This is a genomic window from Streptococcus infantis (assembly GCF_047460875.1).
In the GTDB taxonomy this organism is placed as follows: Bacteria; Bacillota; Bacilli; order Lactobacillales; family Streptococcaceae; genus Streptococcus; species Streptococcus infantis_AA.
Genome location: NZ_JASHFI010000002.1, coordinates 162,097 through 179,884, shown reverse-complemented (window position 1 = coordinate 179,884; position 17,788 = coordinate 162,097). Strand labels below are relative to the sequence as shown.

The 17,788-nt window shown below is 42.4% G+C and carries 9 protein-coding genes and 2 pseudogenes; all 11 read left to right on the top strand.

The genetic code is table 11. The features are described from left to right. The first annotated feature begins 1 nt into the window (after window position 1). Window positions 2-559, top strand: a complete 558-nt coding sequence (locus tag QM887_RS02830) for an SMI1/KNR4 family protein (RefSeq protein ID WP_414270383.1) — start codon at window positions 2-4, stop codon at window positions 557-559. A gap of 515 nt (window positions 560-1,074) precedes the next feature. Continuing rightward, window positions 1,075-1,243, top strand: a pseudogene (locus QM887_RS02825) (YSIRK-type signal peptide-containing protein); the annotation flags it as partial. Window positions 1,244-1,425: 182 nt separating this feature from the next. After that, window positions 1,426-7,543 (top strand): annotated as a pseudogene (gene bgaA / locus QM887_RS02820) (LPXTG-anchored adhesin/beta-galactosidase BgaA); the annotation flags it as partial. Beyond that, window positions 7,519-8,538 carry an SIALI-17 repeat-containing surface protein gene (locus tag QM887_RS02815; protein ID WP_414270507.1) on the top strand — a complete coding sequence of 340 codons (1,020 nt, stop codon included), beginning with the start codon at window positions 7,519-7,521 and terminating at the stop codon, window positions 8,536-8,538. The pseudogene bgaA and the gene QM887_RS02815, both read left to right, overlap by 25 nt. A gap of 339 nt (window positions 8,539-8,877) precedes the next feature. Further along, the gene (locus QM887_RS02810) at window positions 8,878-9,579 is read left to right on the top strand and encodes an ABC transporter ATP-binding protein (protein WP_414270382.1); all 702 of its coding nucleotides are present in this window, start codon (window positions 8,878-8,880) and stop codon (window positions 9,577-9,579) included. Window position 9,580: 1 nt separating this feature from the next. Continuing rightward, complete coding sequence (locus QM887_RS02805; protein WP_414270381.1) at window positions 9,581-12,286, top strand: FtsX-like permease family protein; 2,706 nt, start codon at window positions 9,581-9,583, stop codon at window positions 12,284-12,286. 95 nt (window positions 12,287-12,381) lie between these two features. Continuing rightward, entirely contained in the window at window positions 12,382-13,734 is a 1,353-nt protein-coding gene (gene murD / locus QM887_RS02800) for a UDP-N-acetylmuramoyl-L-alanine--D-glutamate ligase (RefSeq protein WP_414270380.1), read from the top strand. 1 nt (window position 13,735) lies between these two features. Beyond that, complete coding sequence (locus tag QM887_RS02795; RefSeq protein ID WP_414270378.1) at window positions 13,736-14,794, top strand: UDP-N-acetylglucosamine--N-acetylmuramyl-(pentapeptide) pyrophosphoryl-undecaprenol N-acetylglucosamine transferase; 1,059 nt, start codon at window positions 13,736-13,738, stop codon at window positions 14,792-14,794. Window positions 14,795-14,803: 9 nt separating this feature from the next. Beyond that, a complete protein-coding gene (locus tag QM887_RS02790; protein WP_414270377.1) occupies window positions 14,804-16,126 on the top strand; it encodes an FtsQ-type POTRA domain-containing protein in 1,323 nt (440 codons plus the stop codon). A 256-nt stretch (window positions 16,127-16,382) separates the two neighbouring features. Next, complete coding sequence (gene pyrF, locus QM887_RS02785) at window positions 16,383-17,084, top strand: orotidine-5'-phosphate decarboxylase (RefSeq protein WP_315639691.1); 702 nt, start codon at window positions 16,383-16,385, stop codon at window positions 17,082-17,084. Window positions 17,085-17,122: 38 nt separating this feature from the next. Continuing rightward, window positions 17,123-17,755, top strand: a complete 633-nt coding sequence (pyrE, locus tag QM887_RS02780; protein ID WP_414270376.1) for an orotate phosphoribosyltransferase — start codon at window positions 17,123-17,125, stop codon at window positions 17,753-17,755. Window positions 17,756-17,788 lie beyond the last annotated feature (33 nt).

Here is a 17,788-nt window from a genome sequence, read left to right as displayed (position 1 = left end):
AATGGCACTCAAGGAAGTTTATGATTATTTTCGTCACTATGATAAGGAAACTTATCAAGTTGTCGCCTGCATGGGCAATGAACCATTGGAAGAAGATGTTCAGGATTTTGAAAATAAATACGGCATTCGTCTGCCAGAAGATTTCAGGGAATTCACCATGTCATCTCTTGGAGGTCTCTTTATGGAGGTCAAAGAAGAGATATGGCCAAGAGCCAAGGCTTACGATGTAGCACCATTTTGGACTTTCTGCCGAGGTATTAAGGTCTTGGGAATTGCAAATGGTATCCCAGACTTCTTAGACATTCGTCTTCAAACAAAGGAATTACACGCTCTGGGCTTTGTGGATTATATCCCATTTCTGTCTATCGTCGGGGATGGAGATGTGATTTTCTGCTTTGATAAGGACAATCACATAGTCGCCCTAGATTGGTATAATAGTGGCGAAACTGAAGAGCTTGAATGTGATTTTTCAGGACTTTTACTCCAGCAAATTGCCGAGCTAGAAGAACGTAAAAATGAGATGGTCAAGCTTTTGGAAAAGGGGAAATCTAGTCAATAATCTATAAGGAAATATCAGTTTGATAGTCCGTAAAAGAGGTTGGGACAAAAGATCCCGACCTCACTTTTTATTAGCAATCAAACTTTGACGCGGTAGCTGATTGAACTTTCTGTTCGTCTTTTATACTCTTCGAAAATCAAATTCAAACCACGTCAGCGTCGCCTTGCCGTACTCAAGTACAGCCTGCGGCTAGCTTCCTAGTTTGCTCTTTGATTTTCATTGAGTATTAGACTCCAAAAAGCTGCTAATCATCCTCGCGGGGCTGGGACTACGAAATCGAGACTTTGTCTATCGATTTCTGTCCCACTGCCTTTTTTAGTAAAATCATTCACTAAATGTACATTCAGATTTTCAAAGTTTTCTACAAATTATAGAAAAAAGAATCAAAAGTATGATTTTTATGCTGCCAGTATTGAAGTTTCTTATATTATTTTATAAAATAGAAGTTAAATACTACTATAAAAGTAGAGCGCTTACACAAAAATGGAAGCGGTTACGAATATAAGGAGGATCTTATGGGGAAAGATCATTGGAATCGAAAAAGAGTGTATAGTATCCGGAAATTTACGGTGGGTACTTGCTCAGTGCTCATCGGTACTTGCTCGGTATTATTTGGAGCAAGTGTAGCTGGTGCAAATCCAGTAGCTGCGGAAGAAACTCCGATTACAGTTGCTACAGAAAAAGTAGAGGACGAATCTAAAAAAGAGAACCTTGTTGAAACGGCAAATTCAGTTGCTGATGAAGCGGTTGCTCCAAGCCATGAAGCTGAAAAAGCACAGGACGATCAAACTCTACAATCAGACTCTGACAAAAAAGAGGATTCCATGCTAGATAAGAAACCTCAAGTAATTACTCAAGACCAATCTTCTCAAACGGAAAAACCGGACCTAAAACCGGCTACCAGCGAGGAGGTAAAACAATTGGTTGAGGACCGTAAAGTAGAATTTAACCAAAACTGGCATTTTAAACTCAATGCTAATGCCAAAGACGCCATCAAGCCAGATGCTGATGTATCAAGCTGGAAGAAACTAGACCTTCCTCATGACTGGAGTATCTATAACGACTTCGACCATCAGTCTCCTGCTCAAAATGAGGGTGGACAACTGAATGGTGGGGATGCTTGGTATCGCAAGACCTTTAAACTAGACGAAAAAGACCTTAACAAGAATGTTCGTTTGGTCTTTGACGGAGTTTATATGGATTCGCAAGTCTATGTGAACGGTCAGCTAGTTGGTCACTATCCAAATGGTTACAACCAATTCTCTTATGACATCACTGACTATCTCAATAAAGACGGTCGTGAAAACGTCATTGCAGTTCATGCAATCAATAAACAACCAAGTAGTCGTTGGTACTCAGGAAGTGGTATCTACCGTGATGTTGCTCTCCAAGTGACAGACAAATTGCATGTTGCCAAAAATGGTACAACCATCTTAACACCAGAGCTTGAAAAACAACAGAATGGTAAGGTTGACACTCACGTATCAAGTAAGATTGTCAATACAGATGATAAAGACCACGAAATCGTAGCTGAGTATCAAATAATCGAACGTGGAGGAAAAGCAGTAAGTGACCTAGTTCGTACAGCTAGTCAAGTCTTGAAAGCTCATCAGTCAACTAGCCTGAATGCTATCTTGCAAGTTGAGAAACCAAAACTTTGGACAGTTCTCAGCGACCAACCAGCTCTCTACGAATTGGTAACGCGTGTGTATCGTGATGGTCAGTTAGTTGATGCGAAGAAAGATATGTTTGGTTACCGTTACTACAACTGGACACCAAACGAAGGCTTCTCTCTTAACGGCGAAAAAATGAAATTCCATGGTGTTTCTCTTCACCATGACCACGGGGCTCTAGGAGCAGAAGAAAACTATAAAGCAGAATACCGTCGCCTCAAACAAATGAAGGAGATGGGTGTTAACTCTATCCGTACAACCCACAACCCAGCTAGTGAGCAGACCCTACAAATTGCGGCAGAGCTTGGTTTGTTGGTTCAGGAAGAAGCTTTTGATACTTGGTACGGTGGTAAGAAACAGTACGACTACGGGCGTTTCTTTGAAAAAGATGCCACTCACCCAGAAGCTAAAAAAGGTGAAAAATGGTCTGACTTTGACTTGCGTACCATGGTCGAAAGAGGCAAGAACAACCCAGCTATCTTCATGTGGTCTATCGGTAATGAAATCGGTGAAGCTTCAGGAGATCCACATTCTCTAGCGACTGTTAAGCGTTTGGTCAAGGTTATCAAGGACGTTGACAAGACTCGTTATGTCACAATGGGAGCAGATAAATTCCGTTTCGGTGATGGTAGCGGTGGACATGAAAAAATCGCTGATGAACTCGATGCCGTTGGATTTAACTATTCAGAAGACAACTACAAGAAACTACGTGCTAAACATCCAAACTGGTTGATTTACGGATCAGAAACTTCTTCTGCAACTCGTACTCGTGGTAGCTACTTCCGTCCAGAAAGTGAGCTAGTTCATAGCAACCAAGCTTACCGTCATTATGAGCAATCAGACTACGGTAATGACCGTGTTGGTTGGGGTAAAACAGCTACAGCATCTTGGACATTTGACCGTGACAATGCTGGTTATGCTGGTCAGTTTATCTGGACAGGTACCGACTATATCGGTGAGCCTACTCCATGGCACAACCAAAACAACACACCAGTTAAGAGTTCTTACTTTGGTATCGTAGATACAGCTGGAATTCCTAAGAATGACTATTACTTGTACCAAAGCCAATGGGTTTCTGCTCAGAAGAAACCAATGGTTCACCTACTTCCTCACTGGAACTGGGAAGATCCTACTCTTAAAGCTAATGTAGCGGATGCAGATGGTAAAATTCCAGTCCGTGCTTACTCTAATGCTGCAAGTGTTGAGTTATTCTTGAACGGTGAATCTTTAGGCAAGAAAACCTTTAACAAGAAACAAACAAGTGATGGACGTACTTATCAAGAAGGTGCCAATGCCAAGGAACTATACCTTGAGTGGAAGGTTGCTTATAAACCTGGAACTTTGGAAGCAGTAGCCCGTGATGAGGCAGGTAATGAAATTGCTCGTGATAAGATTACGACTGCTGGTGAGCCTGCAGGGGTTCGTTTAGTCAAAGAAGAACATGCTATTGCAGCAGACGGGAAAGATCTGACTTATATCTACTACGAAATTGTAGACCGTGATGGCAATGTAGTACCAACTGCTAATAATCTTGTACGCTTCCAGTTGCATGGACAAGGTCAGATTGTCGGTGTCGATAACGGGGAACAAGCCAGCCGTGAACGTTATAAAGAACAAGCAGATGGTTCATGGATCCGTAAGGCCTTCAATGGTAAAGGTGTTGTAATTGTTAAATCAACGGAGCAAGCAGGTAAATTTACTTTGACTGCTCACTCTGATCTCTTGAAATCTGCTCAAACTACTATCTTCACAGGAAAGAAAGATCAAGAAGAAAAAACTGTCTTAGGAACTGAGGTACCTAAAGTACGTACAGTTATTGGTCAAGCAGCGAAAATGCCTTCAAAAGTAGCATTTATTTACAGTGATGGCAGTCGTGCAAAACTTCCAGTAGAATGGTCTGCAGTTGATGTAAATGAACCTGGTATTTTTACTGTCAAAGGTGTGGCTGATGGACGTGAAGTAGAAGCGCGTGTTGAAGTCTTGGCACTCGAAGCAGAATTACCTGTAGTTAAGAGAATTGCTCCAAATACAGACCTAAACTCCATCGACAAATCTGTATCTTACGTGCTATCAGATGGTACTCTAGGAAGCTATGACATTGATAAGTGGGAAGTTGCAGCTGAAGATCAAGCTAAATTAGCTATCCCAGGTTCTCGTATTCAGGCTAAAGGAATTTCAGGTGAAGATGAAATCGATGCGACCTTTGTAGTCGCAGAAGGTCAAGCAGCTGCACCAGTAGTTCCAAGTGTAACCGTAGCCGACCAAGCTGTAGAAGGTCTTTCAACTGAGCAACCAGTAAAATACCACAAACTTGCTTATGGCGTAGCTTTGCCAGAGGTTAAAGCTACAGCTGAAAATGCGGAAGTGACTGTTATTCAAGCTAGTGAAGCGACTGGTATGCGTGCAATTATCCATGTTCAACCTAATGATGGTGGGGAACCTCAAACATATGCTATCCAATTCCTACAAGAAGCTCCACAAATTGAGCGTTTGAGCTTAGAGGTAGAGAATGAGTCTGCACTTAAAGAAGATCAAACAGTTGGTATCAAGGTCTTGGCTCACTACCAAGATGGTACTCAGGCAGTCTTGAAGGCTGACAAGGTTAGCTTCTCAACTGCAGGTGAGGGAGATGTTGCAGTTCGTAAAGGTATGCTTGAATTGCATAAACCAGGTCAAGTAACTCTGAAAGCTCAATTTGAGGGAGTAGAAGGTCAGATTGACTTGAACATTCAAGCAAATACTGAAAACAAAGTCGTACAAGCAATCCGCCCAGTCAGCGTAGTGACAGGTTTGAATCAAGAACCAAGTCTCCCAGCTACAGTAACTGTAGAGTATGACAAAGGATTTCCAAAGGTTCACAAGGTGACTTGGCAAGCAGTTGCTAAGGAAGAACTTGCTAAATACCATAGCTTTGATGTTCTTGGTAAAGTAGAAGGGCTTGAAAAAGAAGCTCATGCAAAAGTATCTGTAGAAGGTATCATTGCTGTCGAAGAAGTGAGCACAACAACTCCTGTTGCAGAAGCTCCTCACTTACCAGAAAGCGTTCGTACTTATCATTCAAATGGCCAAGTCTCTTCAGCTAAAGTAACTTGGGACGCAATTGAACCAAGCCAATACGCACAAGAAGGCAAGTTTACTGTGACAGGACATGTCGAAGGTACTCAACTACCAACCAAACTTCATGTTCGTGTATCTTCACAGACAGAAACTGGTGCTAATATTTCTGACCAGTGGACTGGTTCAGAATTGCCACTTGCCTTTGCATCAGACTCAAATCCAAGTGATTCAGTAGCCAATGTCAATGACAAATTGATTTCTTATAACAACCAACCTGCAAACCGTTGGACAAACTGGAACCGTACAAGCGAGGCATCAGTCGGAGTACTCTTTGGAGACTCTGGTATCATGTCTAAACGTTCAGTTGACAACCTCAATGTAGCCTTCCACGAAGACCACGGAGTTGGTGCACCTAAGTCATATGTCATCGAATACTATGTCGGTTCAGCAACTCCAACAGTTCCTAAGAATCCAAGCTTCGTAGCACGCGAAGATCATGTCTTCAATGACGATAAAAACTGGAAAGAAGTAACAAATCTCAAGGCTCCAGATCAAGTAAGAGCTGGAGAAATGACCCACTTTAGCTTTGATAAAGTCAACACTTACGCAGTTCGTATCCGCATGGTTAGACCAGATGGTAAATGGGGAACTTCTATTACAGAATTGCAAGTCTTCTCTAAACAGGTAGCAGCAGCTAAGAAAGCTCAAGCGCAAATCCAAGTAGATGGAAAAGATTTGCCAAACTTTAACCCAGGTTTGACTGACTACTATCTTGAAGCAAGCCAAGAAAAAGTTCCAGCAGTTACAGCAAGTGTAACTGAAAATGGTATTGCAACAGTTGTACCAAGCGTACGTGAAGGAGATCCAGTCCGTGTTGTTATCAAGGCAGAAAATGGAGATATCCTAGGTGAATATCGCCTACACTTCACAACTGACAAAGATTTGCTAACAAGTAAGCCAGTAACAGCGGCTAAAGCTTCTCGCTTGGTTGCTAAAGGACAAAACCTTGAGTTACCAGCAAAAGTTCCTGTTTACTTCACAGGAAAATCTGGATATGAAGTGAAAGACTTGGCTGTTGACTGGGAAGCAGTTCCAGCAGAAAATCTAACAAAAGCAGGTGAATTTACAGTTCATGGTCGCGTTTTGGGTACTGATTTAACTGCTGAAGTGGCTGTACGTGTGACAGACAAACTCGGTGAAAACCTTTCAGACAACACAGACTTCGATGATGACAGCAACCGTTCATTTGCCTCAGCAACTAACGATATCGATCCAAACTCTCGTGACCGTGTGGACTATGTCAATGATGGTTCTGATGATGAAAGCCGTCGTTGGACCAACTGGTCTGCAAGTCCATCTGAAAATCCTGAAGTCTCAGTAGGGGTTATCTTCAGAGAAGCTGGTAAGATTGTTGAGCGTACAGTAGCAGAAGGAAAAATTCGCTTCTTTGCAGATGGTGGAACAGATGCACCTTCTAAACTAGTCTTAGAGCGCTATGTTGGACCAGAATTTGATTCACCAGAATATTACTCTAACTACCAACCATACGATTCTGATCACCCATTCAACACTCCTTCTAACTGGGAGAAAGTTGAATACCGTGCGGATCAAGAGATTCAAGCAGGAACTGACATCCATGTAACCTTTGCACCAGTCAAAGCTAAAGCTATGAGATGGCGCATGGAAAGAAAAGCAGACAAGAAGGGTGTGGCTATCACTGAAATGGCCTTTATCGCACCAAGTGAAGCACCTAAGGACAATACAGCTTCTAAACTTCTTGTGGATGGTAGAGAGCTTGCTGACTTCTCAGAAGGTCGCGTTGATTACTCAGTTACCTATAGTGGAAAACGTCCTAAAGTGACAGTTGAAGCTGGTGAAAACGTAGCGGCGACAGTTGTTGATAGTGGTGACGATAAACTTCCAGTTTTGGTACGTCTTGTTTCAGAAAGTGGTAAGAACGTTAAAGAGTATCGAATCCAATTGACTAAAGATGAGGTCGAAACTGCTAAGACAGAACCAGCTGTTCAAGAAGCACTTCCTAGCCTAGAAGTGGTAGAAGAAGCAATCAGCTTTAAGTCTATTAAGCAAGATGATCCGACTCTTCCAGAAGGTGAAACTCGTGTGACTCAAGTAGGTCGTGAAGGTAAAGAACGCATTCTTACTGAAGTAGCAGTAAATGGAAGCCGTACTGAAAAACTTCGTGAAGTTGTTGAAGCAGCACAAGATGAGATTGTCTTAGTCGGAACTAAGAAAGAAGTATCAGGTAAAACTGATCCAGCTATCCACGAGGTTCCAGAATTCACAGGCGGTGTTAACGGAGCAGAAGTAGCTGTTCATGAAGTTCCAGAATACACAGGAGCAATTGGCACAGCAGGCGATGAAGCAGCTCCAGTAGTGGAAATTCCAGAGTACACAGGAGCAATTGGTACAGCAGGTGATGAAGCAGCGCCAGTAGTAGAAGTCCTAGAATTCAAGGGTGGCGTTAATACTGTTGAAGCAGCTATTCATGAAGTTCCAGAGTACACAGGTGTAATTGGTACAGCAGGTGATGAAGCAGCTGTTCAGGAAGTAAGCCCAGAATACACAGGCAGTGTGAATGGAGCAGAAGGCTCAGTCCATGAAGTTCCAGAGTACACAGGAGCAATTGGCACAGCAGGTGAAGAAGCAGCTCCAGTAGTAGAAGTACCAGAATTCAAGGGTGGCGTTAACGCAGTCGAAGCAGCTGTTCATGAAGTTCCAGAATACACAGGAGCCATTGGTACAGCAGGTGAAGAAGCAGCTATTCAGGAAGTAAGCCCAGAATACACAGGCAGTGTTAATGGAGCAGAGGCCGCTATTCATGAAGTTCCAGAGTTTACTGGCGGAGTGAATGGTGTCGAAGCAGCTGTTCAGGAAGTAAGTCCGGAATTCACAGGCAGTGTCAATGGAGCAGAAGCCGCTATTCATGAAGTTCCAGAGTTTACAGGTGGAGTGAATGGTGTCGAAGCAGCTGTTCATGAAGTAAGCCCAGAATTCACAGGTGGTGTCAATGGAGCAGAAGGAGCAATCCATGAGGTTCCAGAATACAAAGATGAGCAGTCTCTTGTAGCTCTTACTATGTCACAAGATAAGACTTATCAAGCACCTGCAAGACATCAATACAAACTCCCAGAGACAGGCACTAAAGAAAATGCTGGCCTTGCAGCCGTAGGTCTTGTAGGAGCACTTCTTGGTATGTTTGCAATGGGAAAGAAAAAAGACGACGAATAAGATGATGTAAAAGCATCTAAGTCATAGAGATTGGACCAAGAAACTAATCTCAATCAAAAAAAGCGGACAAAACTAGTTTTCTAATAAATAGAATCTGGTCTTGTTCGCTTTTTTATCTTATGAATCAATTGCAAAAGAAGATAAGAGAGGATCTACTACAAAAACCAAAAAGCAAACTAGAGGAGTTGCCTTAGAAACAAGAAGAGCAAGCCAATAGGACTAGTTTTCAGTATTTTTTGCAGTTTCAAAATCTCTCTATTAGTCTACAGGGATAAGCTTTCTTTCTCTCCTCAAAAGAGTTATAATAAAGATGAAAATAGGAGAAGAGGAGGAGATAGGATGGCTTATATTGAAATGAAAAATAGCTATAAGAGATATCATACTGGTGATACAGAAATTGTAGCTAATCGAGATGTCAACTTCGAGATTGAAAAGGGAGAACTGGTCATTATTCTTGGGGCATCTGGTGCAGGGAAGTCAACAGTTTTAAATATTCTTGGTGGTATGGATACAAATGATGAAGGGCAAGTCTGGATTGATGGGACCAATATCTCAAATTTCACTTCTCATCAGAGAACTAACTATCGTAGAGATGACGTGGGCTTTGTTTTTCAATTTTATAACTTGGTTTCTAACTTGACTGCCAAGGAAAATGTTGAGCTAGCTTCAGAAATTGTTGCTGATGCCTTGGATCCTGAGCAGGTTCTCAAGGATGTAGGATTAGGGCACCGTCTTAATAACTTTCCAGCTCAGCTGTCAGGCGGTGAGCAACAACGGGTATCCATTGCTCGAGCCGTGGCTAAAAATCCTAAAATTCTCCTTTGTGATGAACCAACGGGAGCTTTGGATTACCAGACGGGTAAGCAGGTTCTAAAGATTCTTCAAGATATGTCACGTAAGAAGGGGGCCACCGTTATCATCGTGACCCATAATGCCTCGCTAGCTCCTATAGCTGATCGGGTGGTTCAGATGCATGATGCCAGTGTCAAGAGTGTTGTCCTCAATCCTCAACCACAGGATATTGATGATTTGGAGTACTAAGATGAAGAGAAAGACATATTGGAAAGACCTGCTCCAGTCTTTCACAGGCTCAAAGGGACGGTTTTTATCCATCCTAACTCTGATGATGTTGGGTTCTTTGGCCTTGGTCGGTCTCAAGGTTGCTAGTCCCAATATGGAGCGAACAGCTTGGGATTATATTCAAAAAGCCAATCTGGCAGATATGACTGTCATAGGAGATTATGGGCTTGATCAGGCAGACCAGGAAGAATTGCAAAATCTATCGGGAACAGATGTCGAGTTTGGTTATATGACGGATTTGACTCTAGAAGCTAGCCAAGATGCCATACGGATTTTTTCTAAGACAGAAAGAATTTCGAAATTCCAAGTAACCAAAGGTCGCTTACCTGAGAAAGAAGATGAACTAGCCTTGGCGGACTTTTGGAAAGATCGCTATCAGATTGGTCAAATGATTCATTTGAGTCAAAAGAATGGCAGTAATTCTCAATTGAAGCGAGATAGTTATACCATTACAGGGTTTGTCCACTCGCCAGATATTTTTTCAAAATCAGATATGGGGAGTTCAGCTAGTGGAAATGGGAATCTAGCAGCTTACGCTTTCGTAACTGAAGATAATTTTAAGAGTCCTGTATACACCATTGCCCGCCTGCGTTTTGCTAGTCTAACAGATGTCAATCCTTTTTCCAGTGATTATGAGAAGAAGCTAGAGAAAGAAGAAGCGACTCTCAAGGAACAACTTGCTGATAATGGTCAAGCACGACTAGAAAAAATGAAGAAGGATGCCCAAGAGTCCCTTGATGAGGGCAAGAAACAACTGGACGAGGCTGAAAGTAATTTGACAGCTGGCAAGAGTCGCCTGCAAGAAATCGAAAGGCGTCTACAAGCTCAAGAAAATCAAGTAAGCCAACTACCAGAACCACAAAAAAGTCAAGCATCTAGTCAGTTAGGAGAAGCCAAAGAACAACTCAAGCAGGAAAAGGAAAAGCTAAGCAAAGCTGAAACGGATCTGTCGAGCGAAAAGGCAAAATGGCAGACCAGTCAGGATGAAGTCAATGCTCTGACAGAGCCAACATATCATGTCTACAATCGAAAGAGTTCTCCTACAGGTCAAGGTTATCTAATGTATAGTAACTCGGCTATGAGTATTCGTGCCGTTGGCAATATTTTTCCAGTCGTTCTCTATGCCGTTGCAGCCATGGTTACCTTTACAACCATGACCCGTTTTGTAGACGAAGAAAGAACCAATGCTGGTATCTTTAAGGCCTTGGGCTATCGGAGTAAGGATATTATCGCCAAGTTTGTCATCTATGGCTTGGTGGCAGGTTCCATAGGGACTTTCTTGGGAATTCTGATTGGGCATTACATCCTAGCACCTACTATTTCGCATATCATTACTGAGCGAATGATTGTTGGAGAGAGTCAGCAGTATTTCTACCGGACCTATAGTTGTTTAGCTCTGACTCTAAGCTTAGTGGCTAGTGTCCTACCTGCCTACCTTGTATCTCGCAGAGAATTGCATGAAGAAGCAGCGCAATTATTACTACCTAAGCCACCAGTCAAGGGTTCTAAAATTCTCTTGGAGCGCATAACATTTATCTGGTCACGCTTGAGTTTTACTCAGAAAGTAACAGCCCGCAACATTTTCCGTTACAAACAACGCATGCTGATGACCATTTTTGGGGTTGCAGGTTCAGTAGCCCTCCTCTTTGCAGGACTTGGGATTCAATCCTCTGTTGTAGGAGTAGCTGACAGGCAGTTTAAGGACCTGCAACAATACCAGATGGTTCTCTCTGTCAATTCTCGAGCTTCTGATTCTGATAAGGCAAAGCTAGAAGAAAAATTGCAGAGTGATGAAGTTGAAAACTATCGTTTAATTTCTTCCAAACAGATTGAGGAAGACTATGCTGGTAAGGCTGGCGTTCAGACCGTGACCATGATGATAACGGATCAAGATGACCTAGCTCCCTTTGTTCAATTAGAAGAAAATGGGGAAAAGCTGAGCTTATCTAATGGAGTTGTCTTGACAGAAAAATTGGCCCAGTTGGCAGGAGTTTCTGTTGGTGACAATTTTACAATAGATGGGAAAACCTTTAAAGTAGGTGCTATTACCGAGCACTATGTGGGCCATTTTGTCTATATGAATCAAGCGACCTATGAGAAGATATACGGTCAAGCTCCCAAGATGAACACCTATCTGGTCCAACTCAAGGATAAAAGTGAAGGGAATACTGAAAGAGTCGCAGGAGAATTTATGGACCAGGTAGCTGTCAGTGGCCTCGTTCAAAACGCCTCCACCATTCAGCTCTTTGAAAGTTTTGCCAATTCTCTGAATCACACCATGGCGATTTTGGTACTGGTATCGGTGCTACTAGCCATTGTGATTCTTTATAATTTGACCAATATCAATGTTGCTGAACGGATTCGAGAACTCTCAACCATCAAGGTTCTTGGTTTTCATAACAAAGAAGTGACCCTATACATCTATCGGGAGACCATCCTATTGTCACTAATTGGAATGATTGTAGGATTGGTATCAGGCTTTTATCTCCATCAATTTCTCATTCAGATGATTGCACCCGGTACCTTCCGTTTTCAACCAAAGGTCGGCTGGGAAGTTTATCTCATCCCAGTTCTAGCTGTCAGTGTCATTTTGACCATCCTAGGAGTTTTTGTCAATCATTATCTCCGAAAGGTGGATATGTTAGAAGCCCTCAAGTCTGTAGAATAGTTGATCGAGGACAAAAACAAATAAGAAAGCCCTTTGTGGCTTTTTTATTTTCATAAAAATGGTAAAATAGTAAGAGTAGAAATGGAGTTCTAGATATGAAACGAATTGATCAATTTGAAAATAAGAAAGTATTAGTCCTAGGTTTGGCCAAATCTGGTGAATCTGCAGCTCGTCTTTTGGACAAGCTAGGTGCCATTGTGACAGTGAATGATGGCAAGCCTTTTGAGGAAAATCCAGCAGCGCAAAGTCTCTTGGAAGAGGGCATCAAGGTTGTCACTGGTGGACATCCTTTGGAATTGTTGGATGAAGATTTTGCCCTTATGGTGAAGAATCCAGGAATTCCTTATAGCAATCCTATGATTGAAAAAGCTCTAGAAAAAGGTATTCCAGTCTTAACTGAAGTTGAGTTGGCTTACTTGATTTCAGAAGCACCAATCGTCGGTATTACTGGTTCAAATGGGAAGACAACGACGACAACCATGATTGGAGAAGTTCTGACTGCTGCGGGGCAAAATGGTCTCTTATCAGGTAATATTGGTTATCCTGCTAGTCAAGTGGCTCAAACTGCGACAGATAAGGACACCCTTGTCATGGAACTTTCTTCTTTCCAATTAATGGGAATCCAAGCCTTTCATCCGGAGATTGCTGTCATTACAAACCTGATGCCAACGCATATTGACTATCACGGTTCTTTTGAGGACTATGTCGCAGCTAAGTGGAATATCCAAAGCAATATGACAGCAGCTGATTTCCTAGTATTGAACTTCAACCAGGAATTAGCTAAAGAACTTGCGACAAAGACAAATGCGACTGTAGTACCATTCTCAACACTTGAAAAGGTTGACGGAGCTTATCTTGAAGATGGTCTTCTCTACTTCCGTGGTGAAAAAGTCATGGCAGCTGATGAAATCGGTGTTCCAGGTAGCCACAATGTGGAAAATGCTCTTGCAACCATTGCTGTAGCTAAACTTCGTGGTGTTGACAATGAGACCATTAAGGAAACCTTGTCAGCCTTTGGTGGTGTCAAGCACCGTCTCCAATTTGTAGACCAAATCAATGGGGTGAAATTCTACAACGATAGTAAGTCAACCAATATCTTGGCAACTCAAAAAGCCTTGTCTGGATTTGACAATAGCAAGGTTATCTTGATAGCTGGTGGTTTGGACCGTGGTAACGAGTTTGACGAATTGGTGCCAGATATTACTGGACTTAAGAAAATGGTCATTCTCGGTCAGTCTGCAGAACGTGTCAAGCGTGCAGCGGATAAGGCTGGTGTGGCTTATGTGGATGCAACAGATATTGCTGACGCAACTCGAAAGGCTTATGAACTTGCAGAAGAAGGAGATGTGGTTCTCCTCAGTCCTGCTAATGCTAGCTGGGATATGTATGCCAACTTTGAGGTACGTGGAGATCTTTTCATCGACACTGTAGCGGAGTTAAAGGGATAATATGAAAAAAATAGTATTTACAGGTGGGGGAACGGTTGGACACGTTACCCTCAACCTTTTGTTAATGCCTAAGTTCATCGAAGATGGCTGGGAAGTCCACTATATTGGTGATAAGAACGGAATTGAGCATCATGAAATTCTCAAGTCTGGTTTAGATGTCACCTTCCATTCTATTGCAACTGGGAAATTGCGCCGATATTTCTCATGGCAAAATATGGTTGACGTCTTTAAGGTTGCCTTTGGAATCCTTCAATCGCTCTTTATCATGCTCCGTCTTCGTCCTCAGGCCCTCTTTTCTAAGGGTGGATTTGTATCTGTTCCTCCTGTTATTGCAGCGCGAGTATGTAGAGTACCAGTCTTTATCCACGAGTCTGACCTCTCCATGGGCTTGGCCAATAAAATCGCCTATAAGTTTGCGACCAAGATGTACTCTACTTTTGAACAAGCGTCTAGTCTCACTAAGGTAGAGCACGTTGGAGCTGTGACCAAGGTTTCTGGCCTAATTATGGAAGAACCTGAAGAAATGGTGGATATCCGAACTTACTTCGATAGTAAGTTACCAACCCTTCTCTTTGTAGGTGGTTCTGCTGGAGCGCGTGTCTTTAACCAATTAGTTACAGACCACAAGGAAGAGCTGACTAGTCGCTACAATATCATCAACCTGACAGGGGATGCTAGTTTAAATGAACTAAGTTCAAACCTCTATCGTGTTGACTATGTGACTAACCTCTATCAACCGCTCATGAATCTGGCTGATGTGGTTATCACTCGTGGTGGTGCCAATACTATTTTTGAGCTCCTTGCCATGGCTAAATTGCATGTCATTGTGCCACTAGGTCGTGAAGCCAGCCGTGGAGACCAAATCGAAAATGCTGCTTATTTCGTGAAGAAAGGCTATGCTGAGGAGTTGCAAGAGAGCGATTTGACCTTGTCAACTTTAGAAGAAAAGGTAAGCAAGCTTTTGACCCACAAAGAAGACTACCAGAGCACGATGAAGAATTCTCATGAATTAAAATCTGTGGCGGATTTTTATGCGCTACTAAAAAAAGATCTATCATAAGGAAAATCGATGTCAAAGGATAAGAAACAAGAGCCAACTCAAGGCAAGGAATTGTCAGAGTGGCAAAAACGAAATCAAGAATATCTTCAAAAAAAAGCTGAAGAAGAGGCCCAACTAGCCAAAGAAGAAGCCAAGGGAGATTCAGGCAAAAAGGAAGTTTCAATAACTTCTGATGCAGAAACTAGCTTATCAGAGTGGCAGAAGAAAAACCGAGAGTATCTGCGTAAAAAGGCTGAAGAAACCAAAGAAGAGCAAGAGTCAGATATATCCGAAAATACAGAGGAAGCAACGGAAGTAGATCCTAATAGCGAAGAACAGAAGGAGCTTATAGCAGATGAGTCCTCGTCTGAACTTGAAGAGGAAGCAGCTGAAGCAGAACAAGTGGAAGACCAGGCCGAAGAATCAGAAGCATCAAAAGTAGAAAAGGTAGAAGAAAAGAAGGTTAAAACCAAGAAAAAGCCTACCAAGCCTTCTATTCCTAGAGTTCATATCTGGCGTGCTGTTACGATTCTAATCCCGAGTTTGCTTTTCTTGGTCTTTTCGATCTATCTCTTGACGCCCTTCTCAACTCTGAAAAATATAGAAGTCACTGGGACTGTAGAGACCAATGCAGACCAAATCAAAGAGGCTTCAGGGATTCGTGATAGTGACTATACCTTTGATCTGCTTCTCAATAAAGACAAACATGCTGAGATGATTAAGTCCAATCACTGGATTGAATCTGCTAGCATTCACTATCAATTTCCGACCAATTTCACCATCCAGGTCAAGGAATACGGGATTGTAGCCTATTATGTTTCTGGAGAGGACCATTATCCAATTCTTTCCAGTGGTACGGTTGAAACTAGTCCAGTCAGTCTCCTTAGCTTGCCAGAAACCTATCTATCTGTTCTATTTAACGATGAGCAGCAAGTCAAAACCTTGATTGAACAACTGGCTGAAGTCAGTCCAGAGATTAAGCAAGCTATCAAAACGATTGAGTTGGCTCCAAGCAGTGTAACCAGTGATCTGCTCAAAATTACCATGTATGATACGGATGAGGTTTTGGTTCCTTTATCAGAACTAGGTAAAAAATTGCCTTACTATAGCAAGATTAAACCTCAATTAACAGTGCCAAGCGGTATTGATATGGAAGTTGGGATCTATAGTTATAGCTTGACGGATAAGGCTTTAGAAGAAGCAAGAATCAAAGCTAAAGAAGAGGAAAAGAAGAAGCAGGAAGAAGAAAAGAAAAAACAAGATGAGCAAGGGAATCAAACTCAGAATCAAACACAAACTCAAAATCAAACACAAACTCAAAATCAAACAACCCAACAATCACAGAGTCGATAAACTTGAGAACATTCTATCTGCTTGATTGTGAGTCTTGGCTTTAAAGTTCTTCGGATACCAGTTTTTACTTGACAAGTCCCGCTTTAAATAATAGAATAGTAAAAAACCTTTAAAGCAGTCCAGAGAGGCAGCTAAGGTTAGACGGTGAAAGGGTGGATTCTACCCATTTTTCGTGGAACCTTGCTGTTGGCAGGTTCCTTTTTTGTAGTCTTTTTGACGGAAGCTGGGCTGATAAGAAAGATAAGAGGAGAAACGCATGCGTGAAAGTCGCCCAGTCATAGCTCTGGATTTTCCAAGTTTTGAAGAAGCCAAGGAGTTCTTAGCCCTATTCCCAGCAGAGGAAAAGCTCTATGTCAAAGTAGGAATGGAAATCTACTATGCTGTAGGACCTGAAGTTGTCCGTTATTTGAAGTCATTAGGACATAGTGTCTTTTTGGATCTCAAACTGCATGATATTCCCAATACAGTCAAATCAACCATGAAAATTTTATCGAATCTGGGAGTTGATATGACCAATGTACAGGCAGCAGGTGGGGTTGAGATGATGCAAGCAGCGCGTGAAGGATTGGGAGACAAGGGGATTCTCATAGCTGTTACCCAATTAACCTCAACCTCGGAGGAACAAATGCAAGAATGTCAAAATATCCAAACCAGCCTCCAAGAGTCGGTTATCCACTATGCCCAGAAAACAGCTGAAGCTGGTCTAGATGGAGTCGTTTGTTCGGCCCAAGAAGCCAAGCTTATCAAACAAGCAACTCATGAAGACTTTATCTGTCTGACACCAGGGATTCGCCCAAGAGGGACAGAAGCAGGGGATCAGAAACGGGTAGTAACCCCAGGAGAAGCTTACCAGATTGGTAGTGACTACATCGTAGTTGGCCGTCCGATTACGCAAGCAGCTGATCCAGTCGCAGCCTACCATGCCATCAAAGAAGAATGGACACAAGATTGGGTTTAAAAAGAAGATTCATTTAACACTATAAAAAGGAGCACACCATGACACTTGCTAAAGACATTGCTAGCCATCTATTGAAAATTCAAGCCGTTTACCTCAAACCAGAAGAGCCCTTCACATGGGCATCAGGCATTAAGTCACCGATTTATACGGACAACCGTGTAACGCTTGCATACCCAGAAACACGCAACTTGATTGAAAATGGTTTTGTAGAGGCCATCAAGGCAGAATTCCCAGAGGTAGAAGTCATTGCAGGAACAGCGACAGCAGGGATTCCACACGGAGCCATCATCGCTGATAAGATGAGTCTGCCATTTGCTTATATTCGTAGCAAACCAAAAGACCACGGAGCAGGCAACCAAATTGAAGGCCGTGTAGCCCAAGGGCAAAAAATGGTCGTTGTTGAAGATTTGATTTCAACTGGTGGCTCAGTTCTTGAGGCCGTGGCTGCTGCCAAGCGTGAAGGAGCAGATGTTCTAGGTGTTGTAGCTATCTTTAGCTATCAACTAGCAAAAGCAGATAAGAACTTTGCGGATGCTGGTGTCAAACTGGTGACCCTTTCAAACTATAGCGAGCTTATCCACCTAGCCCAAGAAGAAGGCTACATCACACCAGAAGGACTTGACCTTTTAAAACGATTTAAAGAAGACCAAGAAAATTGGCAAAATGCTTAAGATATATAAAAATCAGGTAACCCTTAGGGTTAC

Excerpts from the sequence above, each read along its gene's own strand:
- pyrE (WP_414270376.1), top strand. The coding sequence starts at position 17,123 with ATGACACTTGCTAAAGACATTGCTAGCCATCTATTGAAAATTCAAGCC.
- QM887_RS02805 (WP_414270381.1), top strand. The coding sequence starts at position 9,581 with ATGAAGAGAAAGACATATTGGAAAGACCTGCTCCAGTCTTTCACAGGC.
- QM887_RS02830 (WP_414270383.1), top strand. The coding sequence starts at position 2 with ATGGCACTCAAGGAAGTTTATGATTATTTTCGTCACTATGATAAGGAA.
- pyrF (WP_315639691.1), top strand. The coding sequence starts at position 16,383 with ATGCGTGAAAGTCGCCCAGTCATAGCTCTGGATTTTCCAAGTTTTGAA.
- QM887_RS02810 (WP_414270382.1), top strand. The coding sequence starts at position 8,878 with ATGGCTTATATTGAAATGAAAAATAGCTATAAGAGATATCATACTGGT.
- QM887_RS02790 (WP_414270377.1), top strand. The coding sequence starts at position 14,804 with ATGTCAAAGGATAAGAAACAAGAGCCAACTCAAGGCAAGGAATTGTCA.
- QM887_RS02795 (WP_414270378.1), top strand. The coding sequence starts at position 13,736 with ATGAAAAAAATAGTATTTACAGGTGGGGGAACGGTTGGACACGTTACC.
- murD (WP_414270380.1), top strand. The coding sequence starts at position 12,382 with ATGAAACGAATTGATCAATTTGAAAATAAGAAAGTATTAGTCCTAGGT.